Annotated in this window: 25 protein-coding genes; 22 read left to right on the top strand and 3 right to left on the bottom strand. The window is 43.5% G+C overall.

Features of this window, described 5'->3' with window-relative positions:
* Positions 1-7: 7 nt before the first annotated feature.
* Entirely contained in the window at positions 8-712 is a 705-nt protein-coding gene (locus ITG09_21655) for a response regulator (GenBank protein UPR53991.1), read from the bottom strand.
* Between the two features lie 288 nt (positions 713-1,000).
* On the opposite strand from ITG09_21655, the gene ITG09_21650 reads away from it, so the two are divergent.
* The 18 genes from ITG09_21650 to ITG09_21565 all read left to right on the top strand — a co-directional run bounded on the left by ITG09_21650 (position 1,001) and on the right by ITG09_21565 (position 20,596).
* Positions 1,001-2,110, top strand: a complete 1,110-nt coding sequence (locus ITG09_21650; protein UPR53990.1) for an alpha/beta hydrolase — start codon at positions 1,001-1,003, stop codon at positions 2,108-2,110.
* A 291-nt stretch (positions 2,111-2,401) separates the two neighbouring features.
* Entirely contained in the window at positions 2,402-4,045 is a 1,644-nt protein-coding gene (locus ITG09_21645; GenBank protein UPR55231.1) for an LruC domain-containing protein, read from the top strand.
* A gap of 9 nt (positions 4,046-4,054) precedes the next feature.
* Positions 4,055-4,561, top strand: coding sequence for a hypothetical protein (locus ITG09_21640; GenBank protein ID UPR53989.1), 507 nt, complete (start codon positions 4,055-4,057; stop codon positions 4,559-4,561).
* A gap of 428 nt (positions 4,562-4,989) precedes the next feature.
* Positions 4,990-5,592, top strand: coding sequence for a transcriptional regulator BetI (gene betI, locus ITG09_21635; GenBank protein ID UPR53988.1), 603 nt, complete (start codon positions 4,990-4,992; stop codon positions 5,590-5,592).
* Between the two features lie 96 nt (positions 5,593-5,688).
* A complete protein-coding gene (gene betB, locus ITG09_21630) occupies positions 5,689-7,149 on the top strand; it encodes a betaine-aldehyde dehydrogenase (GenBank protein ID UPR53987.1) in 1,461 nt (486 codons plus the stop codon).
* A gap of 72 nt (positions 7,150-7,221) precedes the next feature.
* Positions 7,222-8,934, top strand: coding sequence for a choline dehydrogenase (gene betA / locus ITG09_21625; GenBank protein UPR53986.1), 1,713 nt, complete (start codon positions 7,222-7,224; stop codon positions 8,932-8,934).
* A gap of 119 nt (positions 8,935-9,053) precedes the next feature.
* Positions 9,054-10,031, top strand: a complete 978-nt coding sequence (locus tag ITG09_21620; GenBank protein UPR53985.1) for a choline ABC transporter substrate-binding protein — start codon at positions 9,054-9,056, stop codon at positions 10,029-10,031.
* A gap of 95 nt (positions 10,032-10,126) precedes the next feature.
* On the top strand, positions 10,127-10,969 hold the full coding sequence (choW, locus tag ITG09_21615) for a choline ABC transporter permease subunit (protein ID UPR53984.1): 843 nt from the start codon (positions 10,127-10,129) through the stop codon (positions 10,967-10,969).
* A gap of 2 nt (positions 10,970-10,971) precedes the next feature.
* Complete coding sequence (choV, locus tag ITG09_21610; GenBank protein UPR53983.1) at positions 10,972-12,183, top strand: choline ABC transporter ATP-binding protein; 1,212 nt, start codon at positions 10,972-10,974, stop codon at positions 12,181-12,183.
* Between the two features lie 363 nt (positions 12,184-12,546).
* Complete coding sequence (locus ITG09_21605; protein ID UPR53982.1) at positions 12,547-13,029, top strand: MarR family transcriptional regulator; 483 nt, start codon at positions 12,547-12,549, stop codon at positions 13,027-13,029.
* A 368-nt stretch (positions 13,030-13,397) separates the two neighbouring features.
* On the top strand, positions 13,398-13,766 hold the full coding sequence (locus ITG09_21600) for a sel1 repeat family protein (GenBank protein UPR53981.1): 369 nt from the start codon (positions 13,398-13,400) through the stop codon (positions 13,764-13,766).
* A gap of 339 nt (positions 13,767-14,105) precedes the next feature.
* Positions 14,106-14,762: a QnrS family quinolone resistance pentapeptide repeat protein gene (gene qnrS, locus ITG09_21595; GenBank protein UPR53980.1), complete on the top strand. Its 657-nt coding sequence runs from the start codon at positions 14,106-14,108 to the stop codon at positions 14,760-14,762.
* Positions 14,763-15,305: 543 nt separating this feature from the next.
* The gene (locus ITG09_21590; GenBank protein UPR53979.1) at positions 15,306-15,749 is read left to right on the top strand and encodes a PTS sugar transporter subunit IIA; all 444 of its coding nucleotides are present in this window, start codon (positions 15,306-15,308) and stop codon (positions 15,747-15,749) included.
* Positions 15,750-15,778: 29 nt separating this feature from the next.
* The gene (locus ITG09_21585) at positions 15,779-17,191 is read left to right on the top strand and encodes a PTS mannitol transporter subunit IICB (GenBank protein UPR53978.1); all 1,413 of its coding nucleotides are present in this window, start codon (positions 15,779-15,781) and stop codon (positions 17,189-17,191) included.
* Positions 17,192-17,238: 47 nt separating this feature from the next.
* Positions 17,239-18,510, top strand: coding sequence for a zinc-binding dehydrogenase (locus tag ITG09_21580; protein UPR53977.1), 1,272 nt, complete (start codon positions 17,239-17,241; stop codon positions 18,508-18,510).
* A gap of 57 nt (positions 18,511-18,567) precedes the next feature.
* On the top strand, positions 18,568-19,086 hold the full coding sequence (locus ITG09_21575; GenBank protein ID UPR55230.1) for a transcriptional regulator: 519 nt from the start codon (positions 18,568-18,570) through the stop codon (positions 19,084-19,086).
* Positions 19,087-19,094: 8 nt separating this feature from the next.
* On the top strand, positions 19,095-19,829 hold the full coding sequence (locus ITG09_21570) for a nucleoside/nucleotide kinase family protein (GenBank protein ID UPR53976.1): 735 nt from the start codon (positions 19,095-19,097) through the stop codon (positions 19,827-19,829).
* 20 nt (positions 19,830-19,849) lie between these two features.
* Positions 19,850-20,596 (top strand): phosphatase, encoded by a 747-nt coding sequence (locus ITG09_21565; protein UPR53975.1) that lies wholly within the window; start codon positions 19,850-19,852, stop codon positions 20,594-20,596.
* Between the two features lie 140 nt (positions 20,597-20,736).
* Here ITG09_21565 and ITG09_21560 read toward each other — a convergent pair whose 3' ends face one another.
* Positions 20,737-20,952, bottom strand: a complete 216-nt coding sequence (locus ITG09_21560) for a hypothetical protein (protein UPR53974.1) — start codon at positions 20,950-20,952, stop codon at positions 20,737-20,739.
* Between the two features lie 447 nt (positions 20,953-21,399).
* Here ITG09_21560 and ITG09_21555 point away from each other — a divergent pair, with 447 nt between their 5' ends.
* The 3 genes from ITG09_21555 to ITG09_21545 all read left to right on the top strand — a co-directional run bounded on the left by ITG09_21555 (position 21,400) and on the right by ITG09_21545 (position 22,745).
* Positions 21,400-21,660, top strand: a complete 261-nt coding sequence (locus ITG09_21555) for a DUF5062 family protein (protein ID UPR53973.1) — start codon at positions 21,400-21,402, stop codon at positions 21,658-21,660.
* A 368-nt stretch (positions 21,661-22,028) separates the two neighbouring features.
* A complete protein-coding gene (locus ITG09_21550; GenBank protein ID UPR53972.1) occupies positions 22,029-22,184 on the top strand; it encodes a hypothetical protein in 156 nt (51 codons plus the stop codon).
* 9 nt (positions 22,185-22,193) lie between these two features.
* Positions 22,194-22,745 (top strand): disulfide bond formation protein B, encoded by a 552-nt coding sequence (locus tag ITG09_21545; GenBank protein UPR53971.1) that lies wholly within the window; start codon positions 22,194-22,196, stop codon positions 22,743-22,745.
* A 203-nt stretch (positions 22,746-22,948) separates the two neighbouring features.
* Here ITG09_21545 and ITG09_21540 read toward each other — a convergent pair whose 3' ends face one another.
* On the bottom strand, positions 22,949-24,301 hold the full coding sequence (locus ITG09_21540; GenBank protein ID UPR53970.1) for an alpha-glucosidase/alpha-galactosidase: 1,353 nt from the start codon (positions 24,299-24,301) through the stop codon (positions 22,949-22,951).
* Positions 24,302-24,629: 328 nt separating this feature from the next.
* On the opposite strand from ITG09_21540, the gene melR reads away from it, so the two are divergent.
* Complete coding sequence (gene melR / locus ITG09_21535) at positions 24,630-25,634, top strand: transcriptional regulator MelR (GenBank protein UPR53969.1); 1,005 nt, start codon at positions 24,630-24,632, stop codon at positions 25,632-25,634.
* Positions 25,635-25,737: the final 103 nt, after the last annotated feature.

Below are 25,737 nucleotides of genomic sequence, written 5' to 3'. Positions count from 1 at the left end.
AGCGAAGTTAATGCCAGGCGGTTGAAACAAACAAGTAGCCTTTACCGCGAATGGTCTGAATTTTCTCTGCTGGTGTGTGGTCGTCGCCCAGTATCTTTCTTAGACGCACGACTTTGTTATCTATTGTTCGATCGATCCCATCGTACTCAATGCCGCGCAGTGTTTGCGTCAAATAGTCTCGTGATAATGGTGTATCTGGGTTGCTTGCCAATAACCAAAGTAGGTCAAATTCACTGTCAGTGAGCGATAAAACGGCACCTGAAAGTTCGCACTTCTTATAGGTGTTTTTCAGAACGAGTTGATCAAACTGAAGGTTGTCTGAATCATCGATTGAAGCCGTATTGGCGTCTTGGCGGCGTAATAGCGAACGAACTCTGGCCAGCAGAACTCTTGGTTTGATTGGCTTGGTGACATAGTCATCAGCCCCTGTCTCTAAACCAGCGACGTGATCAAAGTCGTCATCGCTAGCGGTGAGCATTAAGATTTTACCTTTATAGTGCGTACGCGTCTGTCGGCAGATTGTAAGCCCATCAGTTACAGGAAGCATCAAATCCAGTAGTACGATTTCAGGTTGCTCCGCGAGGATGGTGTGTGCGGCATCGCTGCCATCGTCCAACACCGTGACATCAAAATCTTGCGCGACAAAGTAGTCCTGCAACATTTTCTGAAGTTTCAAATCGTCTTCCACGATGATCATTTTAGGTTTTGTCATTCCATTATCAGCCTTGTCGTGCGTTTCACTTATTGAGATTAGGTGAGCGAGTATTCTTCGTGATGAGCCATGACCAAAGTGCTTTGTTGCATATTAGGTTCACATGCTTCACCAAATACCTAAAGTGAATGATTAAACACTTTATAAGTTAGTTCAATGATGAATTGGCACTTATAGGAAAATAAAAAACATTGTTCAAATAGGTTCTACATTCTCATACATTCCCGCGACAGATAAATTCAGCGCCAAATAATAGAATTTTCCCATCAAACATTTTGGGAATGACACATGAATAACTATAGAAAAACGCTACTGGCACTGCCTTTGATTATTTTAGCTGGCTGTAACTCAAGTTCTAACTCAGGTTCAAGTTCTGGTAACGCAGCGACTAAAGCACAAGTGAAACCTAAGGCGGATTACGTATTTTCGTCAGTGAAATTAGGCAAGTTGTACCAAGAACGAGAAGAGCTTCAAGAGTCTATGAAACTGACCTATGACGGTGTGCAGTATGACCAAATTCAATTTGCTGAAGACATCAGTGATAAGCAAAAAGTAGTTAGGCTTGCGAGCCGTTTAGGTCAAAGTGTTGACCTGTATTTTCCTGATGCAGGGCTTGATAGTTGCGGTATCTACACAGAGAGCAAGGGTTTGGACGTGTTTGAGTGCAGCGCCGCGCTACGCTCTGTTTCTAATGAGACCACGTTAATTCAAACAAAAGCGAACAGTGCAAAAGCAGTTGAACTTGAGTACCAAAATGAGTTGTCGCAATACGTGACGAGCTTGGGTTCGACGATTCTGAGTAAGACCAAAAATGGTAACAAAGTCACCATCACCACTTCGTTTGCTTTTAATGCTTTTTACCGTGATGTGCTCAACGAGACTGGCGCTGTTGAGCGAGTTCAATCGACTTTAGGTGCATCCACCTATTCTCAGCTATTTGATATCGTGAAATTGTATCAAGGCAGCGAAATGACATTGAAGTTTAACAACCATATTGGTGGCAGCGCTGACGACGATATTAATATGTACACCGGGCGCATGATCCACAGTAACAACATGACGACGATCGTAACACCTGCGGGTTCGGTGTTCTCTGGCGGCACGGATTTGTTCGCTGCGGGTAACCCACGGGTTTTGCAACGAGCAGATACCACCAAAGCCATTGAGCTTAATAAACAGGTTGGTGTGCACAGTTGGGCTGAGGATGATAAAACAGCCAAAGATTTCCCATACACTGACGAAAGCCATCGCAAGCAAGCGACCTACTTTAAAAAGGTCATGGGAGACAAAGGGATCGACTTCTATATATTCACTTTAGATTCTGCCCCCGCTTCCGGTGAGCACTGGGTGACTAAGGCCGATTCTGACAAGTATGGGTTCATTACTCGTATTGAGTAGTCAAAGAAAGTAGCTATAACGAATCCGCAAAGGTTGGCCATGGCTCTGTCATTACCAGCCTTTTTTGTGCCTGATTTGCTGAAGTTTGCCGCGGTGATTTCGGATGTCTCCGCTTCACATCAACTTCATTCTCAAAATGAGAAAATTTAAACCTACAATCATAACTACCTGTTAAATATAATTTTATTTTTCGGCATTATACTTGCTCCATTCCTCTTTACACGTTTATGGCTAGCAGAAAGAGGGAACATAATGAGAAATTGGAATTCAGTCATACTGCCCAGTTGTTTAATGCCGTGTTTTGCGATGGCGCTGACCACTGCGGATCTTACCTATGAATCTGGGGCGGATGCGTCAAACTATTCGGCAAAAGGTAAACCTAATAATACGTATTCGATAGCGGATTCACTCCCACAAGATGTTTTAACTAACGTTTATTCGATGCTGCCTGAAGGTAGTACGGTCAATAGTGCATTCATTGCTCCTGAGCGATATTCAAGTATTGATATTGACGATGAACTAAATGGCGCGGAATACGCCACTGTATCTTTGACGTTCCTCAACGAAGGGGCGGGCTATCGAAATACACTCGGTTATTTTGTTTTTGATACCGACAACCCACCTGCAACTAAAGATGACATCAACGCACACGTTGTTGTGTTTCCTAATACATCCGTTGCTGATGTTGGGGAAATGCAAGAAGGAGATACCATCGATCTCAATGTCCAACTCACCGCGGGTCAAACATTGGCCTTCTTTATCATTTCGAATGGTTGGGGCTGGGAAGGATTTTATAACAACATTCCTTGGCTTGGTGGTTGGGGAACGCCTTTTTACAGCTATCCTGCTTTGAACCCAGAGGCGACCGCTGAAAATAGAAGACACAATGTTGCTTTCCTTGATACCGAGAATGAGTTCTTGGTGCTTGGTTTTGAAGATATCTACCGACCTAGCGGAGACAATGATTTCAACGACTTGATCTTCACGGTTGATGTTACCCCATTTGCCGCGGTTGATGGCGTTAATGAAGATGGTACGACCGATTCTAAATACGAAGTACTTGTCCAAGAGAACAATGAAGACCTGACAGTTACATCGGTTTACCCAAGCTCGAACAGCTACGCAACGATTGCCTTTGAGGATAACTGGCCCTTGAAAGGGGATTATGATTTTAATGATGTGGTGTGGCGTTACCGAGTGACAGAGCAGCTCAACGGACAACGAGAACTTAAAAATCTAACCATAGATTATACGCTTCAGGCGATGGGCGCAGGCTACTCAAATGGTTATGCGTTGAAGTTGCCGAACGTTCTGCCTGCTAACGTGGCATCTACAACGTTGACTCGAAATGGTGTTGCCGTTGGCCATACCATTCTCAAAGAGGGAAGCAGCGAAACGATTCTGATGGTGTCTGAAGATCTGAGAGTGGAGCTAGAAAACCTAGGCGAACTCACCGAAGGTTGCGTCTTCTACCGAACACAAAGCGCATGTTCTGAACAGCAAAATGCAGATGCTCTCAACTATCAATTGTACGTTGAGTTTACCTCGCCAGTATCGCGTGATGATGTCGGCTATCCTCCTTATGACTCATTCATTTTTGCCGCTGAAGATATGTACCACGGTGATTTTGTTGGCACTCCTCCAGGTATGACATGGCAAACTCACCTCAAAGCGTTTTCTGGCACCAGCGATATGAATAATGCCTTGTTCAATACTCACGATGACCGTTCTTCTGGTTCGGAATCGTTTAAGACCAGCAACAATATGCCTTGGGTGATTAACATCCGTGATGAATGGGACCACCCTATCGAGTACATTGACATCAGTGAAGCTTACACGTCGTTCCCTGAATGGGTAACAAGTAGTGGTGAGACCGATGGTGAGTGGTACAAGGCATCCACCACAAATAAAGTTATTTCAGCGACGGACGAGTAGGAGAGCACCATGAATTATACAATTAAACTATTCACCATCAGTTCTTTGCCTTTGTTAGTCGCAGCCTGTGGCGGTGGAGGTGGTGGCGGAAGCTCAAGTGCTGCGCCAGCCCAAACACCATCGACCACGCCAACACCGGTTCAGACGCCCGCTTCCCCTGCTCAGCCAGGCGTTGCAACGATAACCGACACTTCGGAGATTGTTGCACAAGCAGGGTTTTCGTTTGATGTCGGTGAGAAGATCAGTTTGTCGATGGATTACACGGGAGCCACTTCGGGAGCGCTGCACTTGTATTCCGAATCGGCATTTGTCATGAGTAACGGTGATATTGTCGCTGACCCATTGTCTAGAATCACAACGGTATACCCAACTCAAATCGATGTTGTGGAATTGGAAGTGAATGGGAACTGGGAACAAATTTACGCTCGTTGGGTGCCGATGAGCAGCAGTGAACAAGAGCAAAGTTGGGTGATTTCACTGGATCAACCGAGCAATAGTTATCACTTGGCTTTTTAGTTGAACTAACCACGCTTTATTACCTCAATATTTGTGGGAAAAATGAGAGCACCTAACTGGTTTATGGTGCTCTCTTGGTATCTGATTTCCATTCATCCTATTCATCAATCACGCCATCGATTATCCCTTCTTAACCACAAATAACGATACTTATCCGCTGTGTATCATCCTGTCTGGCACAGAAGATAAATGGTTAAGTTTTGTTCTTATTGAGCGAAAACATTTGACCATTAACTATCACACCTCAAATCTTTAATTGAATTCATTAGTGCCCTAAATGATATTTAATTGATTGTTTTTAATTGGTTTGTTGGTTTTTGAATGCTGTGTTGTTGCGAGTTTGTTTTAAATAATCATTTGAACCCTAACTAAATTTCTGTCATTTTATATTTAACTGAACGTTCAATATAAAATAAAAGGACTGAGAAATGCCGAAGGTTGGGATGCCTGATATACGTAAACCACAGCTTGTTCAAGCCACCATGACGGTGATTGATCGAGTGGGTTTGCATGCCGCGAGTATTGCGTTGATCAGCAAAGAAGCGGGAGTCTCCACTGGCATTATTAATCACTATTTTGGTGGAAAGCACGGTCTGCTTGAAGAGACCATGCGTGAAATCCTTCGCCAACTTTCCAATACCATCACCACGTCACTAAAAGCGCTTCCTGTTGATGCTCACCAACAGAGAATAAACGCGATCATCGATGGTAACTTCGAAGGTTACCAAGCCGAAAATAAGGTCGCGAAGGCGTGGTTGGCATTTTGGTCATATTCAATGCATGACGAGCAGTTGAAAAGACTGCAGCGTGTGAATGAAAAACGTTTGATTTCACACTTACGTCTTGAGTTGAAAGGTATTTTGAATCATGAACAAGCGGATCTCGTTGCTCACGGGATTGCTTCTCTGATTGATGGTTTGTGGCTGAGAGGCACACTAAACCCAGGTGGTATCGATGCTCAAAAGGCGCGTGCCATCATCAATGATTATCTTGATAAACAACTGACGTTTTACTCGTGTAACACCGCATAGAACGTGGTCGTCGCATTGCAATCATAGTACTTGAACGATAAATACTCACACATAGACCAGCAGAGTCTAATAACAATAATTAAGTCAGAATCTCAAATGGAAATGAACTCGTTATACATCGATGGCGCAGCGGTTAAAGCTACGTCTGGTGAAACCTTTGATAGTATCAACCCGGCAAACGGCGAACCTATCGCAACGTTAGGCCACGCCTCTTCAGCGGACGTGGATAGCGCTATTGAATCTGCGAAACGTGGATTTGCGGTATGGTCAGCAATGACGGCCATGGAACGCAGTCGTATTCTTTTGAAAGCGGTAGCGATACTTAGAGCTCGAAATGATGACCTTGCAAACCTTGAGGTTGTTGACACGGGTAAGCCACTGCAAGAAGCGATTGAAGTAGATGTAGCGTCTGGTGCCGATGTGATTGAATACTTCGCAGGCCTCGCTCCTACACTTCAAGGCGATCAACAACCCCTTAGTGAATCTCAATTTTTCTACACTCGTCGTGAACCGCTTGGCATCTGTGCCGGTATTGGCGCGTGGAACTACCCAATTCAAATCGCGATGTGGAAATCGGCTCCGGCATTGGCTGCGGGTAATGCGATGATTTTCAAACCTTCCGAAGAAACCCCGCTAACGGCACTTAAGCTTGCTGAGATATTTACCGAAGCAGGCCTTCCAGATGGTGTATTTAACGTGGTTCAGGGTGACTACCGTGTCGGCCAAATGCTAACGGCTCATCCAGACATCTCTAAAGTGTCTTTCACAGGTGAAACCGGCACTGGTAAGGCTGTGATGGCGGATAGCGCTAAGACGCTTAAATCGGTGACCATGGAACTTGGTGGCAAATCTCCAATGATCGTGTTTGATGATGCGAAATTGGATGATGCGGTTTCCGCTTCTATGGTCGCAAACTTTTACACCCAAGGTGAAGTGTGTACCAATGGTACTCGTGTTTATGTACACGAAAACATCTACAACGATTTTATCGACCAACTTAAGACACGCACTGAAAAACTGATCATTGGTGATCCAATGGACATGGAGACTCAAATTGGTGCGTTGATTTCTAAAGAGCACCTTTCAAAAGTTCTTGAAGCGATTGAGCTAGCAAAACAGTCTGGCGCAACATTGCTGACTGGCGGTTATCAAGTGACTGACAACGGGCTAGCGAACGGCAACTTTGTTGTCCCAACCGTGTTTGTGGACTGCGAAGATAACATGCCACACGTCCAACAAGAGATCTTTGGCCCTGTAATGTCGGTGTTGAAGTTCACTGATGAAGACGATGTGATTCGTCGTGCTAACGATACTAAGTACGGCCTGGCTGCTGGCGTGTTCACGCAAAACCTTTCTCGTGCTCACCGTGTTATTCATCAAATGCAGGCAGGTATTTGTTGGGTTAATACGTGGGGTGACTCACCTGCAGAAATGCCTGTTGGTGGCTACAAGCTTTCGGGTGTTGGTCGTGAAAATGGCCCAGAAACTCTACTCCACTATACGCAAACGAAGAGCATTCTTATTGAGCTAGGCGATTACGCCAGCCCTTATGCCTAACGCGTAAAACTTAATTCAACAGGCTAGCTTAAAAGAGCTAGCCTCACTGACTCATCTCAGGGAACTTAAAATATGGAACAACGCTACGATTATATTATCGTCGGCGCGGGTTCGGCCGGCTGTGTGTTAGCGGATAGGCTAACGGAAAGCGGTGAACATAGCGTTTTATTACTGGAAGCGGGTGGTACGGATAAGAGCATTTTTATCCAAATGCCAACAGCGCTTTCCTACCCGATGAATACTGAAAAATATGCATGGCAGTTTGAGACTCAACAAGAGCCAGGCCTTGATGGACGTGAACTGCACTGCCCACGCGGCAAAGTGTTAGGTGGTAGCTCATCAATCAATGGCATGGTTTACGTGCGTGGTCATGCTTGTGACTTCGACCAGTGGGAAGAAGAGGGTGCTGCCGGTTGGAATTACCAAGCGTGTTTGCCTTATTTTCGCCGTGCTGAATCATGGAACAAAGGTGGCGATCAATACCGTGGCGACAATGGCCCAGTAGGCACTTGTAACGGTAACGATATGGATCTGAACCCGCTTTACCAAGCATTCATTGATGCAGGTAAAGACGCTGGTTACCCGGAAACACAAGACTATAACGGCTACCAGCAAGAAGGCTTCGGCACCATGCATATGACGGTAGACAAGGGAGTGAGAGCCTCAACCTCTAACGCTTATCTGCGCCGTGCATTGAAGCGTTCAAACCTGACCTTGAAGAAAGGCATCGTGGCGCGCCGTTTCTTACTTGAAGCACAAGACTCAACTGGCCAATCAGGTCTGAAAGCAGTCGGTGTCGAGTTTGAAAAGTCAGGCAATACTCAAGTCGCGGTCGCGAACAAAGAAGTGATCTCTTCTGCCGGTTCTATCGGTTCTGTTCAACTGCTGCAACTTTCTGGTATCGGCCCGAAAGCCGTGCTTGAAAAGGCTGGTGTAGAGCTGAAACACGAACTCAGTGGCGTCGGTGAAAACCTACAAGACCACCTAGAAGTGTACTTCCAATACCACTGTAACGAACCCATCACGCTTAACAGTAAGCTTGGTTTAGTTAGCAAAGGCATGATTGGCGCGGAATGGATTCTGACTCGTAAAGGTTTGGGTGCTACTAACCACTTTGAATCATGTGCGTTTATTCGTTCTCGCAAAGGGTTGAAGTGGCCAAATATTCAATACCATTTCCTACCAGCAGCAATGCGTTACGACGGCCAAGCGGCCTTTGATGGTCACGGTTTCCAAGTACACGTTGGACCTAATAAGCCAGAAAGTCGCGGTACGGTTGCGATCACTTCGGCTGATCCGCATGCCAAGCCAGAGATCATTTTCAACTACATCTCGACTGAGCAAGACCGCCAAGATTGGCGCGATTGTATTCGTCTGACGCGTGAGATTTTGTCTCAACCTGCGATGGATGTGTACCGAGGTGAAGAGATTCAGCCGGGTCTAAGTGTGACTTCTGATGAAGCAATCGACGAATGGGTTAAGCAGAACGTTGAAAGTGCGTATCACCCTTCATGTGGCTGCAAAATGGGCGCTGATGATGATCCCATGGCAGTGCTTGATGAAGAGTGTCGCGTTCGCGGCATTGACAATTTGCGCGTTGTTGACTCATCTGTTTTCCCTGTTATTCCAAACGGAAACTTGAACGCCCCGACCATTATGGTTGCCGAGCGTGCTTCCGATTTGATTTTGGGTAAGCCAACGCTCAAAGAGCAGGACGTTCCAGTGTGGATTGCACCTGAGTGGCAAGAGAAGCAAAGAATCAATAAACCAGTAAGAGAAGCTTAAGTATCTGTTATTGATATAAAAATAATAAAAAAGTAACAACCAAAATTAGTCAAAAGTCAGAAAACTGCCCCGATTAGTATGAGTTAGGGCAGAAAAAGGAAAGATAAAAAGGAATCATTATGACGACTCAACATAAACAAACCGCTACAAAAAAGGCGCTCGTAACGCTAGCCATCAGTTCATTCGCGTTCAGTGCTTACGCTAACGCTTCTATTGAACCGCAGCAATGTGAAAACGTTCGCTTCGCTGATGTAGGCTGGACTGACATTACCGCAACAACCGCCGTTACTTCTGAACTATTAAAAGGTCTTGGTTACAAAACCAAAACCGACCTACTTTCAGTACCGGTGACTTACTCTTCAATGGCGAACGGCGATATTGATGTATTCCTAGGTAACTGGATGCCAACCATGGAAGGCGATATTGCTAAGTACCGTGAAGCGGGCACGGTTGAAACCGTTCGTGCCAACCTTGAAGGCGCAAAATACACGCTAGCTGTACCAAAATATGTGTACGACTCTGGCGTAAAAAGCTTCGCAGACCTAGCAAAACATGCCGACAAATTTAAAGACCGCATCTACGGTATCGAACCGGGCAATGACGGTAACCGCTTAATCCAATCAATGATTGATTCTGACGCGTTTGGCTTGAAAGATTTCAGCCTAGTTGAATCAAGTGAAGCGGGCATGGTATCGCAAGTATCTCGCGCTGCTCGTCGTAGCCAGTGGATCGTTTACCTTGGTTGGGCACCGCACCCAATGAACAGCAATGTTGAGATGGAATACCTATCAGGTGGTGACGACTTCTTTGGCCCGAACTACGGTGGCGCGAATGTTTACACTAACGTTCGTTCAAACTACCTGTCTGAGTGTGCAAACGTCGGTCAACTTCTACAAAACCTAGAATTCACTCTAGAGATGGAAAACCAGTTGATGGAAGAGATTCTTAACCAAAAAGTGAAGCCAGAAAAAGCGGCGCAACAATGGTTGAACAAGAACCCTCAACAAGTGGAAGCTTGGTTAGACAATGTAAAAACGCATAAAGGTGAATCAGCGACTCAAGCCGTCACTGAATACCTAAAACAAGTTAAAGCTTAGTTCTACCTATCTCAACAGCTACATAAATAATAAAGGTGGGCTGACCAATTTATCGATTGGTTTGAAGTAGCCCACCCATAATAAAAGGCAATATTGTGAATTTTATTACGGAAAACAAAATCCCTGTCGGACAATGGATGGAAGCGGGTGTTGACTGGTTAACTATCAACGCAGCGGGCTTTTTTGATGCTATTTCTATCTTTTTAGAAACCGTTATTCTGTTTTTAGTCGATGTATTTAAGTGGATGCCACCGGCTTTACCAATCGTTATTACTGCGGCGATTGCATGGTACTTACACCGTAAACCCTCGCTTGTGATTTTCGTGGTTGCAGCCTTGCTGACCATTTTAAACCTCGGCTACTGGCAAGAAATGCTGGAAACCTTTGTCCTCGTGTTTGCAGCGACAACGATTTCCGTATTAATTGGCGTTCCAGTTGGCATTATGGCCGCGCATCGCCCTTGGTTATATACGGTGCTTAGACCCATCCTTGATTTAATGCAGACGGTTCCGACGTTTGTGTATCTGATTCCGACTTTAGTTCTATTCGGCTTGGGCATCGTCCCTGGCTTAATCTCGACCATTATTTTCGCGATAGCTGCACCGATTCGCTTGACCTACTTAGGGGTAACGAAAGTCCCTGAAGAGTTGATCGAAGCGGGGAAAGCCTTTGGTGCAAGTCGCATGAAGTTACTGCTCAAAGTTGAATTACCTGCCGCTCTGCCAAGCATCATGGCGGGTGTCACCCAATGTATTATGTTGTCGCTTTCGATGGTGGTTATCGCCGCTCTTGTCGGTGCTGACGGGCTTGGTAAACCGGTAGTTCGTGCACTGAACACAGTGAACATCTCACAAGGTTTTGAAGCCGGACTGGCGATCGTATTAGTCGCTATCATTCTTGATCGTTTGTGCAAAACTCCCAATCAGAAGGAGGCTTAATCATGTCTAGCTCTCAGGAAAAAAAGACAATGGACGCGATTACCATTAAAAACCTTGATGTTGTTTTTGGTGATAAGTCGAAGCAAGCGCTTGAGCTACTCGACGAAGGTAAAACTCGCCAAGAGATCATTGATGAGACTGGCCAAGTCGTGGGTGTAGATAATGTGTCTCTGACGGTTGAAGAAGGTGAGATCTGCGTGCTGATGGGCTTATCGGGTTCTGGTAAATCATCTTTGCTTCGTGCAGTTAACGGCTTGAATGAGATCAGCCGTGGTTCACTGACAATCAAAGACGGTGACCAACAAGTCGATTTAGCACAGTGTGATGAAGCGACTCTGCGTCATCTTCGTACTCACCGTGTATCCATGGTTTTTCAAAAATTTGCTTTGATGCCATGGCTTAACGTATTAGACAACGTGGCGTTTGGTCTTGAAATGCAAGGTGTCGCCAAAGATGTTCGTCGTGCTAAGGCGCGTGAACAGCTTGAAATGGTTGGCCTAGCCGAATGGGAAACGAAATTCCCACATGAGCTTTCTGGTGGTATGCAGCAACGTGTTGGTTTGGCGCGTGCGTTCGCAATGGACACCGATATTCTATTAATGGATGAACCGTTCTCGGCGCTTGATCCACTGATTCGTGCTCAGCTGCAAGATGAATTGATCACGCTGCAAAACAAACTCAACAAAACGATTCTGTTCGTGAGTCACGACCTAGATGAAGCACTAAAGATTGGTAACAACATCGCGATCATGGAGTCTGGCAAACTGATTCAACACGGTAAGCCTGAAGAGATCGTACTGACGCCAAAAACGGAATACGTGAAAGATTTTGTCGCACACACTAACCCGTTGAACGTACTCAAAGGTCGTTCGTTGATGCAGCCTCTGGATTCTTTGAAACAAGAAGAAGAAAGCTGGAAGATCTGTGACTCTAAAGACTTATGGATTGAGCATAGTGAAGGTACTTTGTCTGTAAAAGGTGAATCGACTTTAGCGCTTGTTGAGTGGAACGAATCTGACGACTTAACGGCAATCAGTGCGTCGAGTGTGGTAGTGGCAAGCCCAGAGATCGGTATGCGCGATGCGATTAAACTGAAACAGCTAAGTAATCACCCGATCTTACTTGTCGAAGACAATCAATTGGTTGGGATCTTGGATAACAGTGAGTTTTATAATGCACTTACTGGTAACTTTCAGATGAATACAGCCGCGTAAAATTTCGTTTTTCAGCTTAGCTATTGGGGCTGGTTTTTTATTGGGTGGAGAGGGTTAAGTCTCTCTACCTCTATGATTATTAAAATATATTATTCTTTTAGTTTGTATTCTCTGACTCATTATTTTTGTCTTCATTGAAGCTTTGATTCCCCCTTCATTAGGCAAAAGTGCCGTACCACGCAAGTTTAGTGGTATAGAAAAGATTGAGAATAGTATGAACATCAGTACAATGCGGAAAAATCAATGAAGTAAATTATCAATTTACAGTGTAATTCGAGCGCACCTGACTCAATCTTTCAGGACATTTCATTGCTTAGACACTGTAAAGCCACTCACAATATAATTAGTACAAAGGTCTGCATCTTGGACAAACATGACGAAATCCTGGTCGCTATTCGCCAAATTATTCGCGCTATCGATTTACATTCGAAAAAGCTGAGTAAAGAGTATGGTTTGACTGGCCCTCAATTAATCTTAATGAGAGCAATCCAAGAGATGGGCAATGTGACGATCAAAGAGTTGTCTAACCAAACTAATGTGAGTCAAGCAACCACGACTACAATAATCGACCGTTTAGAATTGAACGGCTATGTACAACGAGTACGTAGTGAATCAGATCGACGTAAAGTACACGCAAACCTGACTGAAAAGGGTCAAGAGTTGCTGAGCAATGCGCCACCGCCGCTACAAGATAATTTCGTGAAAAAGTTCCAAAACCTAGAGCCGTGGGAGCAAAGTTTACTGCTTTCTTCGATGCAACGTGTGTCTGCAATGATGAATGCAGAAGACATCGACGCCGCTCCAGTTCTACAGCTTGAAGGCATTGCCAACGTTGCTAAGAGCTAGTCTGGAAACTGATTTAATTCTTTAAAAACAATATAAGAATATTTGATGGTCGCTTTAAGCGGCCATTTTCGATCTACCCTTTATCTCATTTCTATCTATCAACCGACTAAGCCATTTTTTGATTTGCTTGATTAAGTTTTGATATCTCATCTATTGACATACCTTTGACAGAGATCCCATGGACCGACCGGTTTGTTTTTGGTATTGTTTACTCATCCCATTTAGTCCTTCTTTCACATAAATTAGAGATTTTATTATGAAAATTGAAAACGTATTGCTATCGAGTTTATTCATCATTATTCCGTTTCTATTTTTTATCTAACTTATTCAACAGGGACGTTGAGGTTTTAATTCCTTAGGGGGGGTAAATGATCAATAAACGTTTAAGTATCATTGTGTTAGTTGGTATTCTGAGTGCGATATTTTGGACAAACCAAAGCAACGGCCATCAAAGTAGCTTGGTTCAATCTGTAGAGCATGAAGGTGTTGTACATTTATTAAATGAAGCCTACAACGGGGACTTGGAAGCCCAACTTTCGGTGGCATACTCCTATTTGAGTGGCGACGGCATTGAAGAAAATGTTGAGAAATCAGCAGAGTGGTTTGAAATCGCTGCCAAGAACGGTAGCCCTCAAGCTCAGATGCAGCTTGGACTGATGTATTTTTCTGGGAGTGGAGTTAAGGCGGATCAAGAAGAAGCTTTTGCGTGGGTGGGTAAGGCTGCGGCGCAAGAATAAGACCCTGCGTTCGAGTTATTAGATTGGATGTCTAAGCTTACCTATTGAAACTCTCGAACACTAGGGGGAGTGTTTTCATGGTCGATGTGACTGTATAGTCATGTCGATATCTTATCGTTTTCCTATTTTATCTATCGCCCCATAATTCTCCCTAACGCTTAAAACTATTTTCAGCATAAACGCGTTCTATAAAACGAAAACAATACCCTTTAAGTGCTTGTTTGATGCCTTAAAATGGCTAAATTCGGGTGTTTTAAGTTGCTGTTTTTGTTAGTTTTTAATTTAGTGTTTTCTTAAGATCGCAGTGGTAGTCTTAGCTTAATTTCTGTAGGGGGCTAAATGGACACCAATAACAGCACGTATCATCACCATAGTTTTGCTCAGCAAGATCTGTCTGAAATGACATTTACATCATGCACTTTTATCCGATGTGACTTTAGGCGTTCGAATTTACGCGATGCAACGTTTATCAATTGTAAGTTCATCGAGCAAGGCGATATAGAGGGTTGCCGCTTCGATGTTGCAGATTTGCGTGATGCAAGTTTTCAGAATTGTCAGCTCGCCATGGCGAATTTTAGTAACGCAAATTGCTATGGTATTGAGCTACGTGATTGCGACTTGAAAGGGGCGAACTTCACTCGCACCAATTTCGCTAACCAAGTCAGCAACCGGATGTATTTTTGCTCGGCGTATATCACGGGCTGTAACCTGTCTTATGCCAACTTGGAGCAAGCTTGCTTAGAGAAGTGCGAGCTGTTTGAAAACCGCTGGATAGGCACTTACCTTGCCGGTGCATCACTGAAAGAGTCTGATCTTAGCCGTGGTGTGTTCTCGGAAGATGTATGGGGGCAGTTCAGCATGCAAGGCGCGAACTTGTGCCATGCTGAGTTAGACGGTTTAGATCCTCGTAAGGTCGATACATCTGGAATTAAAATTGTGGCTTGGCAGCAAGAGCAACTACTTGAAAGCATGGGTATTGTTGTAATGCCTGATTGATTCGTATCACTCGGTTGTAATCAACCACAGTTGCTAGAAGAAAAGCCCAAAGCTAATAACTTTGGGCTTTTCTGTATTTGGTGCTTCGTCTTACTTTTTTATTCAAGTCGTTTGTATATCGTGAGGTTGGATGAGTGAGTTAGCAGCTTGCTATGTCGTAAACTTTCAGGTTAATGGTGCTTCGATTTCATACGCGATCTCGGTCACTGATTTTAACGTGTTACATTCCTTGTTTTACGAATGTAAACATAACCATCATCACATTTAACTTATGGTCAACTGGCTAATCTGAACTCACATCTCATTTTGTTGTTTTTAATTAACTTTATTAATTGGGTCTATTGTCAAACTTAAACTGTTGACTTGTTTTTAATTGTAAATTTGTCATTTAATTACGGTTTGAATTTGAGGGGTGGCGCAGAAATATCCGATTGACAGCTATTTATGGGTGATTAAAGTCACATTTCTTTGCCGTTTCTCGATTCGACAACTTCCACTGATAATAATCCCAACAACAACGAACAAGAATAACTGGGATATATTATGCTTTATGACCTTATTGACCACGACTTAATTGATGTCATTAACCACTCTGAATATAAGTGGGAAGATGCAGTTAAAGAAACAACTCGTTATTTGCAAGATAAAGGTTACGTTACCGATAACTACGCAGACGCGATCATTCAGTCAACGCATGATAATGGACCTTACTATGTTCTTTGTCCAGGCATTGCTATGCCTCATGCCCGTCCAGAAGCAGGTGTACTAAAGACTGGGTTGGGTATCCACGTTTTTTCAACCCCAGTTGATTTCGGTTCAGAAATGGGACCAGCGAATGTCTTATTAACATTAGCTGCAAAGGATTCAGATACACACATTGAGGTTATTCAAGCACTTAGTGAAATGTTAGTTGATGAAGAAAATATTGCCAAGCTGGCGGCTTCATCTTCAAAAGCTGACGTACTTGAAATTATTAAAAGTTACTAAGAATAACCTTTGAAAATAAGGAATATACCGTGTCTACAAATATAAGAGCAAAAGTGCAATCTTTTGGTGGTCATCTGACCGCGATGGTATTGCCAAATATTGGAGCTTTCATCGCATGGGGCTTTATTACAGCATTATTTATTCCAACAGGTTGGATGCCTAACGAATATTTTGGTGAATTAGTGGGCCCGATGATCACTTATTTACTTCCTCTGCTTATTGGTTATACCGGTGGACAAATTGTCGGGGATAAGCGTGGTGCAGTTGCTGGTGCGATAGGTACCATGGGTGTTATCGCTGGCGCTGAGATTCCAATGTTTGTTGGCGCAATGATCATGGGTCCATTGAGTGGCTGGGTGATCGTTCAAATTGATAAACGCTTACAAGACAAGATCCCTTCAGGTTTTGAGATGGTGGTAAACAACTTCTCGCTAGGCATCTTCGGCATGTTGATGTGTCTATTTGCTTACGCGATTGTTGGTCCTGCTGTGACTGCTGCGAACCTATTCGTTAAATCGGGTATCGAAGCGCTTGTAGCAACTGGTTTTCTACCGTTACTTGCCATTATTAATGAACCAGCAAAAGTACTGTTCCTAAACAATGCTATCGACCAAGGTATTTACTACCCATTAGGTCTGCAAGCGGCGGCGGAAACGGGCAAATCGATCTTCTTTATGGTGGCGTCAAACCCAGGTCCTGGCCTAGGTATGCTTTTGGCTTACGCGAAATTTGGTCAAGGTCTAAGTAAGAAATCAGCACCAAGTGCAATCATCATTCACTTCTTCGGTGGTATCCATGAGCTGTACTTCCCATACGTGCTAATGAAGCCAATCATGATTGTTGCGATGATTGCTGGTGCGGCGACAGGTATTGCCACGTTCAACCTACTTGATGGTGGTCTGGTTGCTGGCCCTAGTCCTGGCTCGATTTTCTCTTACTTAGCACTAACACCAAAAGGTAGCTTCTTCGCAACCATCGCAGGTGTGGCTTCAGCAACGGTTGTGTCTTTCCTTGTCGCAAGTGCGATCCTGAAAGTGAGCAAGAAAGAACAATCAGAAGACGAGTTTGAACAGTCGATAACCGACATGAAAGATATGAAAGCAGAAGGTGTGGTAGCAAAAGCATCAGCTCAGGCTTCAACAGAACAGCCAAAAGAAGCAAAGAACATCAAATTTATTGCCTTTGCATGTGATGCGGGAATGGGCTCAAGCGCCATGGGAGCATCGACTTTCAAACGTAAACTAGAAAAAGCTGGCTACGATGTTCAAGTTAAAAACTTTGCCATCGAAAAAGTCCCAACTGATGCCGATGTGGTGGTTACTCACGAGAGCCTAGAGAATAGAGCGATTAAAGCAACGGGCTTACCAGTCGTCACTATCAAGAACTTCTTACATGACCCTGCATTAGACAACCTAATGAACACCATTGGTCAACAAGCTTAATTTAAATTTTGGGGCCACTCAGTGGTCCCACTTTCGGAGAGAAAATCATGACTCAAACTACTGCTGCTGTTATCTGTGGTGAGAAAGATGTTCGACTTAGAACGTTCGATCTACCAGCAATTTCTGATGATGAACTTTTGGTAAAGAACATCTCGAACAGCATCTGCCTTTCTACTTACAAAGCGGCGTTACTAGGAAGTAATCATAAGCGTGTACCTGAAGATATAGCAGACGTGCCAGTGATGACAGGTCACGAATATGCCGGTGTAATCATAGAAGTGGGTGCTAACTTACAAGACCGCTTTAAGCCAGGTGAACCATTTGTGCTACAGCCAGCAATGGGGCTACCAACTGGTTATTCTGCGGGCTACAGTTATGAAACTTTTGGTGGTAATGCCACATACTCAGTTATTCCTAAAATCGCTATCGACTTAGATTGTGTTCTTCCATACAACAGTTCTTATTATGCTAACGCGTCTTTGGCTGAGCCAATGTCGTGCATTATTGGGGCATTCCACGCGAGCTACCACACAACGCCTTATATGTATGAGCATCAAATGGGTATCAAAGAGGGCGGTTCGTTGGCTCTTCTTGCTTGTGCTGGCCCGATGGGTATCGGCGCGATTGACTACGCAATTAACGGTCCTGTTAAACCAAGCCGAATTGTCGTTACCGACATCGACGAAGCGCGTTTAGAACGAGCTGAAAGCTTAATTCCTGTATCAAAAGCAGCAGAGAACGGTATTGAACTCTTCTATGTGAATACGGCAAAGTTAGATGATCCCGTCGCTCACCTTAAGCAGTTGAACGGCGGTAATGGTTATGATGATGTGATGGTATATGCAGCTGTCGCTCAAGTACTTGAACAAGCAGATGAATTACTAGGTAATGATGGTTGTTTAAACTTCTTTGCAGGTCCGACAGATAAGCAATTCAAAGTGCTCTTTAACTTTTACAATGTTCACTATGAAGCAACTCACATCGTGGGAACTTCGGGTGGCTCTACGGGTGACATGGTCGAATCTATTGAGCTTTCAGAAGCGAATAAGATTAACCCTTCGTTTATGCTTACCCATGTTGGTGGCCTTGAAGCTGCTCCACATACGATATTAAACCAGCTAGATATTCCTGGTGGTAAGAAGATGATTTATCCACATATCAACTTACCGCTGACAGCGATTGACCAATTCCATACCTTGGCTGATCAATCTCCGTTTTTCTTGGAATTAGATGAAATTGTAAAAGCCAACAATTACGTCTGGAATGAGCAAGCAGAAAAAGCACTATTGGAATTTTATGATGTGAGCCTAACCGTTTAATATGGTTCACCTATTGTGGTGGCTCAATTGCCACCACAACGTCATGAGGTAATTGATATTTTATTGCAAGATGAATTATTAGATGTATTGGAAGAGTGCGAAAACGCAACCAGCCTGATTGAAGTATCTAATAAGCTAATAAACAAAAAAATTAAAAAGCTATTACCGAAAGTGTTCGTTCAAGACGCTTTGGTCATGGAGTACGCCGTCGTGCCTCTTTTAAAAGAAGATGGGCCTCTTGTGACAACCGACGTCGCCTCTAAATTGATGTTTGCGATGGGTAAGATCTCTTTGGAAACCTACGCAGATATTGGCTTATTCGACCAAATGTATGAATACACTAGTAAGCAATCGCAAGTGCTGACATTTGGCGATGACATGGTTTACGACTTCATCAGTAATCAATCAAACCTCTCGAAAGGCAAAGATAGCTTCTACTTAGATTCAATTAACCAATTAAAATTCTCGTCATTCGATTCATTCACTCAAACACGTTATGAATCGCTGATTAAAACAGTGCTGAAACTCTGTTGCGAGAATTTGTTAGAAAGTATTGAGAAAGAGATATTAGGATAAGGTTGAACATGAAAGTTTCCCTAAATGTCAGTGGTTTTGAAACCGAAGCTACATTTCCAGATCAAGATATTGATCAAATTCACAAGCCGCTCGTAGAAAGGTTCACGAGACTTTTCAAACAAAAGGATGAACGTACGATCATCTTTCTGTGTGCACCTCCTGGCAGTGGAAAGTCAACGTTAGCCGCTTTTTGGGAACACCTATCGCAGCAAGAAAGTGGGGTTGAGCCTCTTCAAGTGCTTCCTTTTGATGGCTTTCACTATCCGAATGAAATCTTAGATTCAAATTACATTGAGCGCGGTGATGAAAAAATCGAACTCCGCACGATTAAAGGTTCTCATGAGACTTTCAATTTAACCTCGTTGATCGATAAGTTGAAACAGCTGAAAGTAAAAAATCCTACGTGGCCATACTACGATAGAAACCTTCATGATCCTGTGGATGACGCAATTTCGGTAGACAAGGACATTGTCGTAATTGAAGGCAACTGGTTGTTACTGAATGAGCCGGTTTGGAATGGGTTACATGAGTTGGCTGATTTTACCATATTCATCGACACCGACGCTAAGTTCCTCGAAGAGCGTTTAGTAAACCGCAAGGTGCGAGGTGGTACCAGATTAGAAGAGGCGGTCGAGTTCTATAAAAATTCAGACTCAAAAAACGTCGATAAAGTGTTAGATCATTCTATCCCTGCAGACCTAACACTCTTCATGAATCAAGACGGTTCGTTTCAAATCAATTAAACAATTTAGGAGGTCAGACAATGGAGATTGTTGTCGACAGCCATACTCATACATTGGCAAGTGGCCATGCCTATAGCACCATTATCGAAAATGCTCTGGCATCGAAAAATAAGGGGCTAAAACTCCTTTGTACAACGGATCATGCTCCTGAAATGCCGGGAGCCCCCCACTACTGGTTTTTCAATAACCAAAGGATTTTGCCCCGCTTTCTGCACGATGTAGGTATCTTGCGTGGTGTGGAAGCCAACACACTGAACACTGCTGGAGAGTTGGATCTTCCTCCCTCTTCTTACCAACACTTAGACTGGGTGATTGCGAGCTTGCATGAGCCAGTTATCAAGCCATCGACGGAACAAGAACATACACAGGCGTTAATGAACGTCATTAAGAGTGGCAAAGTTGATGTGCTAGGGCACTTAGGGAACCCAAACTACAAGTTCGATATGGAAGCGGTTCTGCTGTGCGCAAAGGAGCACAATGTTGCGATTGAAGTGAACAATACGTCATTGACAGGCAAGAGCCGAAAAGGAAGCGATGTGCGATGCTCAAAAATTGTCGAGATCGGCAAGCGAGTTGGCGTTTACTTTACTACTGGTTCTGATGCGCATTTCTGTGAAGAGATCGCTCATTTGGGTCTTGTAAAAGCATTACTTGAAAAGCACGGTGTGGAAGAAGACAAAATAATCACTACCTCAACATCCCGATTTTTGAACTTTTTATTATTGCGCGGTAAGAGTCAAATCGAAGAATTTGCACACTTATATTAAGCGTGTTGCTAAGTTAATGATTACTGGTATCAAAAAGCCCAAAGCTAATAACTTTGGGCTTTTCTGTATCCGGTAACCAGCATTTTATAATGAGTTTTAGAAAAAGAGAATGCTTTGTGAATAGAGGGTAGATTAGCTGATTAATGCATACCTGAACGCATTTTGTCGCTGAGTGCAAAGAATGCGAATAGCACAAAGCACACCAAAGCCACGCTCAGGGATACTAAGATTGTTGTCGCATCTTTTGAAATCAATGGTACGACAATAGAAGCTAACGCTATTAACATAACAAGAATATGAACGATTCGTCCGGGAATAGGATTTTTATGACAGAATGAAGCCCATAAGTAACGCATTTTTAACACCAGTATAATATTAGTGGGTTTATTCTATTTTCTTATTGAGTGCTTTGTAAATAGTGGTTTATAAAAGGCTTTAGTAAATATGAACTAAGTCAAACTACTATAAAACTAATTAAATAACATGAGCTTATTGATTTTTTTGAAAGTGCATAAAATTTTAATGGAAATCATAGTATTCGGTATGTTTTAAAATCGTAAGTCAAATATTGTTCGATTCTCAGTTTTTGACTTAAGATCTCATTTATTGAGTGTTTTATTAAGAGCTCGTTTGCGTATAGTTGTTGATGTCGTAAATATCAGTCGAATTAGAATCAGCTTAGAGCGTGTTGTCCGTTTTATGTTATTTATCAAATCGACTCCTCAAATTGAGAGCGAAGTGATCTTGTGAATTTTTCGGTTTGATATACTCAGTATTCACTCGATAAAAATGATGGAGATGATATGTCGAAAACCGCGAAGATCATTAATGAAGATAAGCTGGTAAAAAAAGCAGTTGAAGTCGGTTTTAAGATGGCAAAGCTACAAGGTTTTGATTTGCCAAATTCATCCCAACCGATAAAGGTTAAAGCGGTGTACTTGTTTCTGGTTGAAGTCAATCAGATCACTCCGTTACCTGACGATAAGCTTGATGGCGCGAACATTAAGAAGCGTTTAGCACTATGGCTTCATAAAGCACTGCCGGACAATGACCCGCTGAAGTAAGCTTGTATTACATCACTTTTTATATTTCAAACCTAGCGACCTTTCGCTGGGTTTTTTGCTGTTTAGAGCAGTGACAAATAACCTCCTGATATCTCCTAAGCTTAACTTCATTCACATATTTGCCAACCTTACCTGTCATCAATATCAACGGGGTTCATCGGTTGGTTAGTTGCCTTGATGTGCTGGTGCGCACTTAGTGTGTGACCTTAAACTTGACAGCTCGGTTCTTACTAACAACTATTAAGTTGATGATTTTCAATTCGTAATCCATAGATTTACCGAAGTTGAATGATTAATAGCATCGGTGTGGATATTCATTATGACGTTTAGTCTGACTGAACAGGATAAATAGAAAGGAAATGCCTCTTATGATGTCTTTACTGTTTTTGTTGTTATTTGTGGCAATGCTATGCGCCTTTTTCGATAAGAAGACCGCTGCTTATGGCTTTTTTGCTAGCTCAGTGATTCTTGGTTTGTATTGGTTTAACCATCATGCCACCGACCCGCTATCGATCTTATTGTAAGGAGCTAGCATGAATCGAAATCAATTAACGCTCTTGAATACACTTGGCTTGCTAGGTATGACAGCCGTTTTGTTGATCGGCTTTATTCTTCAGTTTGTTCTTAATGAGTTGCCTTGTCCGTTATGCTTATTACAACGTATTGGCTTTGTAATGGTGGCGTTTGGCTTCATGTTGAATGTGGTTTATGGACCTCAATCTCGCCACTATGGCATCGTTCTAATTGGCGCTTTGTACGGCGTAGCAACGTCGCTCAGACAAGTCTCTTTACACGTAATCCCTGGAACTCCGGGTTACGGAAGTCCTATTTTGGGAATGCACTATTACACATGGGCATTTGTTTTGTTCATCGCCACTATCTTTGCGGTTGCTGTGATCTTGATTCTAACGAATAAGACACAGACTCAAGAAGCTTACAAGATGAGTAACTTGGGGCGTGTGGCGTGCTTGTTAGCAATCGTTGTGGTTGCTCTGAATGCCATTGCTACGTTCGTTGAGTGTGGGCCTTATCAATGCCCTGATAACCCCGTGAGTTATTGGTTGTTTAATCAGGGTACTGGTTAGAGCTGTTAGCCTACACGAGAAGCAGATACCGCAGTAGAAAGGATTTACAAACGCTGTCCAAAAGGGTTCGGCTAAAAGCGTTTTACTCTTTGTTGAGAGGATTTTGCTTAGAATGACTAAGCGGCAAGCCTCTTGCAGCGATTAAAACGCTTTTATCTCGATCAAAATTTAACCGTGAAAGGCCAGCACGCCCTTGCATGAAATTACTTGTTAACCCACTCTGGTAACCAACCTTCATGAGCCTCAATTAAGTCATCAACCAGCGCGTATATCTCTTCTATTCCAAGTACAACGGCAGTATGAGGGTCCAGCATTGCAGCATGATAAATACGGTCGCGGTTTTCAGTGAGAATGGCTTCCGTTAATAGAGTTTGAACATTGATGTTGGTCTGCATTAATGCGGCTAAGTGGTTAGGTAGGCGACCAGCTTTGATCGGTTGCACACCATTCGCATCAACTAAACAAGCGACCTCAACACAGCAGCCTTGCGGTAAGTTGTCGATCAAGGCTTCATTTTTCACATTGCCGTAAATGACGCTCGGAGTGCCTGTCCAGATAGAATTCATGATGGTGCTGGCGTATTCGTGAGACTCATCAACGGTGATCTTGTCAGCTGTTTTGAGTTCTTGAAGGTCACGTTTCCAATCGGCAATTTGCTCGACACAGCGCTTTGGGTATTCATCAAGTGGCACTTTATAACGTTCGATTAAATCTGGACGATTTGGCTTGATAAAGTAGGGGGTGTATTCCGAAAAATGTTCAGAAGACTCTGTCACAAAGTAGCCCAATTTTTTGAACATCTCGTAGCGAACCAGATTTGTGCAGCGACCATTGTGATAAATACCCGGTTTAGGCGCTTTGCCACTCTCAAAGGCTTTAAGTAGGTCTGGATAAATGTCGACGTACTCACCACTTTCTGTTTTCTTCTCGAGGGTCAGGTAGTAAGCCATGTGGTTGATGCCTGCGCAGGTATAGCGAAGATCTGCGTAATCTAAGTTTAGGTCGCGTGCTAATTCTTCTGCTGTACCTTGTACTGAGTGACACAAACCGACTTGTTTAATGTGCGGATACTTCTCGTACATTGCCCATGTGTTCATTGCCATTGGGTTGACGTAGTTGAGCATGGTCGCGTTCGGACAAACCTCGGTCATATCTTCACAGACACTCCAAAGATGCGGGACTGTGCGTAACGAACGCATAATACCGCCTGGGCCTAGTGTGTCTGCGATGGTTTGTTCCAGGCCATGGCGTTTACACACCTCGAAATCCGTGACCGTACAAGGTTCATAACCGCCGATTTGGAAAGCGATGACGACAAAATCTGCGTCTTGTAGTGCTTCTTTCTGATTTAAGTGACATGAAATAGAGCCAGTAGCGCCTGATGATTCAATCAACTTGCTGACGACAAGGTGAGACTCTTCTAATCGGGTCTCATCGATATCCATCAATGCGACATGAGCGTTTTGTAATGCTGAACGGTGGAAAACGTCGCCAAGAATGTTCTTAACAAAAATGGTTGAGCCAGCACCGATGAATGTGATCTTAGGGCTTTGCATAGTGGAATCCTTTATCTCTCAGAGTTCTTTTGTTGATGCAGATAAGTTACACCTAGAGCCCATGTCGATTCGTCTCAGATAACTGGAGAACTCTCCCGTTTTCTAATATTTTCAAATCACCAAATGGAAATCTTAGGAAATGGGATAACTTGCTGGCTTTTAAGGAGAAGGGTTATGCAATGAAGCGAGTTTTTCACTTAAGATGCTGACTCTAATCACATCGCGATGATCTTATGAATTGGGGTAAGTCGGCTCTATGATCGCGTTCAGAGTTTTATTATCGAGGAACTGCTAAAAGTCAGATATACGATTACCTAAGGAGCGAGATATGCCGCAATCAGCCCCAGATACGGTGAGAATTATCACTTTAGATAAGTACTCAACCGAGACTGTGTCGGTAAGCCCGCTTTCTCTCTATTCTTCTTATGAGAAAATTGATATCGAACTCAGAGCTCCTCACTCCATGCCGGGTTATCATTGGCATGGTCAAGTTGAGGTGAACATTCCCTTTGGGGATGATGTGGAGTACATCATTAACGGCAGCCCAATCGTGGTTAAGAGTGGATCGATTGGCTTGTTTTGGGCATCGGTACCTCATCGACTCACCAATCCCGGCCAAAGCCATAATATGGGGATCATCAACATACCGATTCACCATTTTATGTCCTGGGCTCTCAGTCGTGATTTTGTCAATCAGATAACTCACGGAAGTGTATTGCAATCGAACTCCTGTTCGTTGATCAGTGAGTTTGAAATATCCCGTTGGGCACAAGAGATAAAACATTCGTCAGAAAGTCGCCAGCAGTTGGCTATGGATGAAATTGGCTTAATGCTTAAACGAATCTGCCTTGATGGTTGGCAACAACTGCTGGTAAATCGACAGGATAAGTCGACCAAGAAAGGGGTATCGAAACACTCCCAATTCTATGTCAGCCAGATGTTGGAATACATTGCGACTCACCATAATCAGCCATTAACCGTTAAAGGTATCGCTGAACATGTCGGGTTACACAGCAACTACGCGATGAACGTATTTCAGAGAATGATGCAGATGACCATTAAGCAGTACATTACTGCGATGCGCATCAACCACGCTCGTGCTTTGTTGAGTGATACGGATAGAACCATTCTCGATATCTCACTCACGGTGGGCTTCAATTCAAGTAGCCGATTCTATGAAACCTTCCAGACATACATTGGCTTCACGCCGACTCAATATAAAAAACTGGCTAGGGAAGACCACCGATGGAGTAACCATGGAGCCAGCCCGCTATACGACCTTAAGAAAGGGGCGTGTGATGGGAAGCGGCCATTAACGACGACGGACAGTTAGCGGTATTGATTCAAACCGATAAAACAGAAGCCACAGCGTCTGTTGTGGCTTTGTTGTCAGGGATATGGAGTGTGTTAAACAATTGCAGATGGTTAGGTGGACC

This window comes from Vibrio cyclitrophicus, from assembly GCA_023206055.1.
Classification (GTDB): domain Bacteria; phylum Pseudomonadota; class Gammaproteobacteria; order Enterobacterales; family Vibrionaceae; genus Vibrio; species Vibrio cyclitrophicus_A.
The sequence above is the reverse complement of the archived record's forward strand: the minus strand, read 5'-3'. Positions and strand labels throughout refer to the sequence as shown.

What these genes read in the sequence shown, in the direction of transcription:
- ITG09_21550 (UPR53972.1), top strand. Translation starts at nt 22,029, where the DNA reads ATGATGTCTTTACTGTTTTTGTTGTTATTTGTGGCAATGCTATGCGCC.
- ITG09_21655 (UPR53991.1), bottom strand. Translation starts at nt 712, where the DNA reads ATGACAAAACCTAAAATGATCATCGTGGAAGACGATTTGAAACTTCAG.
- ITG09_21560 (UPR53974.1), bottom strand. Translation starts at nt 20,952, where the DNA reads ATGCGTTACTTATGGGCTTCATTCTGTCATAAAAATCCTATTCCCGGA.
- betB (UPR53987.1), top strand. Translation starts at nt 5,689, where the DNA reads ATGGAAATGAACTCGTTATACATCGATGGCGCAGCGGTTAAAGCTACG.
- ITG09_21645 (UPR55231.1), top strand. Translation starts at nt 2,402, where the DNA reads ATGCCGTGTTTTGCGATGGCGCTGACCACTGCGGATCTTACCTATGAA.
- ITG09_21540 (UPR53970.1), bottom strand. Translation starts at nt 24,301, where the DNA reads ATGCAAAGCCCTAAGATCACATTCATCGGTGCTGGCTCAACCATTTTT.
- ITG09_21650 (UPR53990.1), top strand. Translation starts at nt 1,001, where the DNA reads ATGAATAACTATAGAAAAACGCTACTGGCACTGCCTTTGATTATTTTA.
- melR (UPR53969.1), top strand. Translation starts at nt 24,630, where the DNA reads ATGCCGCAATCAGCCCCAGATACGGTGAGAATTATCACTTTAGATAAG.
- betI (UPR53988.1), top strand. Translation starts at nt 4,990, where the DNA reads ATGCCGAAGGTTGGGATGCCTGATATACGTAAACCACAGCTTGTTCAA.
- ITG09_21565 (UPR53975.1), top strand. Translation starts at nt 19,850, where the DNA reads ATGGAGATTGTTGTCGACAGCCATACTCATACATTGGCAAGTGGCCAT.
- betA (UPR53986.1), top strand. Translation starts at nt 7,222, where the DNA reads ATGGAACAACGCTACGATTATATTATCGTCGGCGCGGGTTCGGCCGGC.
- ITG09_21555 (UPR53973.1), top strand. Translation starts at nt 21,400, where the DNA reads ATGTCGAAAACCGCGAAGATCATTAATGAAGATAAGCTGGTAAAAAAA.
- ITG09_21580 (UPR53977.1), top strand. Translation starts at nt 17,239, where the DNA reads ATGACTCAAACTACTGCTGCTGTTATCTGTGGTGAGAAAGATGTTCGA.
- ITG09_21640 (UPR53989.1), top strand. Translation starts at nt 4,055, where the DNA reads ATGAATTATACAATTAAACTATTCACCATCAGTTCTTTGCCTTTGTTA.
- ITG09_21600 (UPR53981.1), top strand. Translation starts at nt 13,398, where the DNA reads ATGATCAATAAACGTTTAAGTATCATTGTGTTAGTTGGTATTCTGAGT.
- qnrS (UPR53980.1), top strand. Translation starts at nt 14,106, where the DNA reads ATGGACACCAATAACAGCACGTATCATCACCATAGTTTTGCTCAGCAA.
- ITG09_21620 (UPR53985.1), top strand. Translation starts at nt 9,054, where the DNA reads ATGACGACTCAACATAAACAAACCGCTACAAAAAAGGCGCTCGTAACG.
- ITG09_21590 (UPR53979.1), top strand. Translation starts at nt 15,306, where the DNA reads ATGCTTTATGACCTTATTGACCACGACTTAATTGATGTCATTAACCAC.
- choV (UPR53983.1), top strand. Translation starts at nt 10,972, where the DNA reads ATGTCTAGCTCTCAGGAAAAAAAGACAATGGACGCGATTACCATTAAA.
- ITG09_21570 (UPR53976.1), top strand. Translation starts at nt 19,095, where the DNA reads ATGAAAGTTTCCCTAAATGTCAGTGGTTTTGAAACCGAAGCTACATTT.
- ITG09_21545 (UPR53971.1), top strand. Translation starts at nt 22,194, where the DNA reads ATGAATCGAAATCAATTAACGCTCTTGAATACACTTGGCTTGCTAGGT.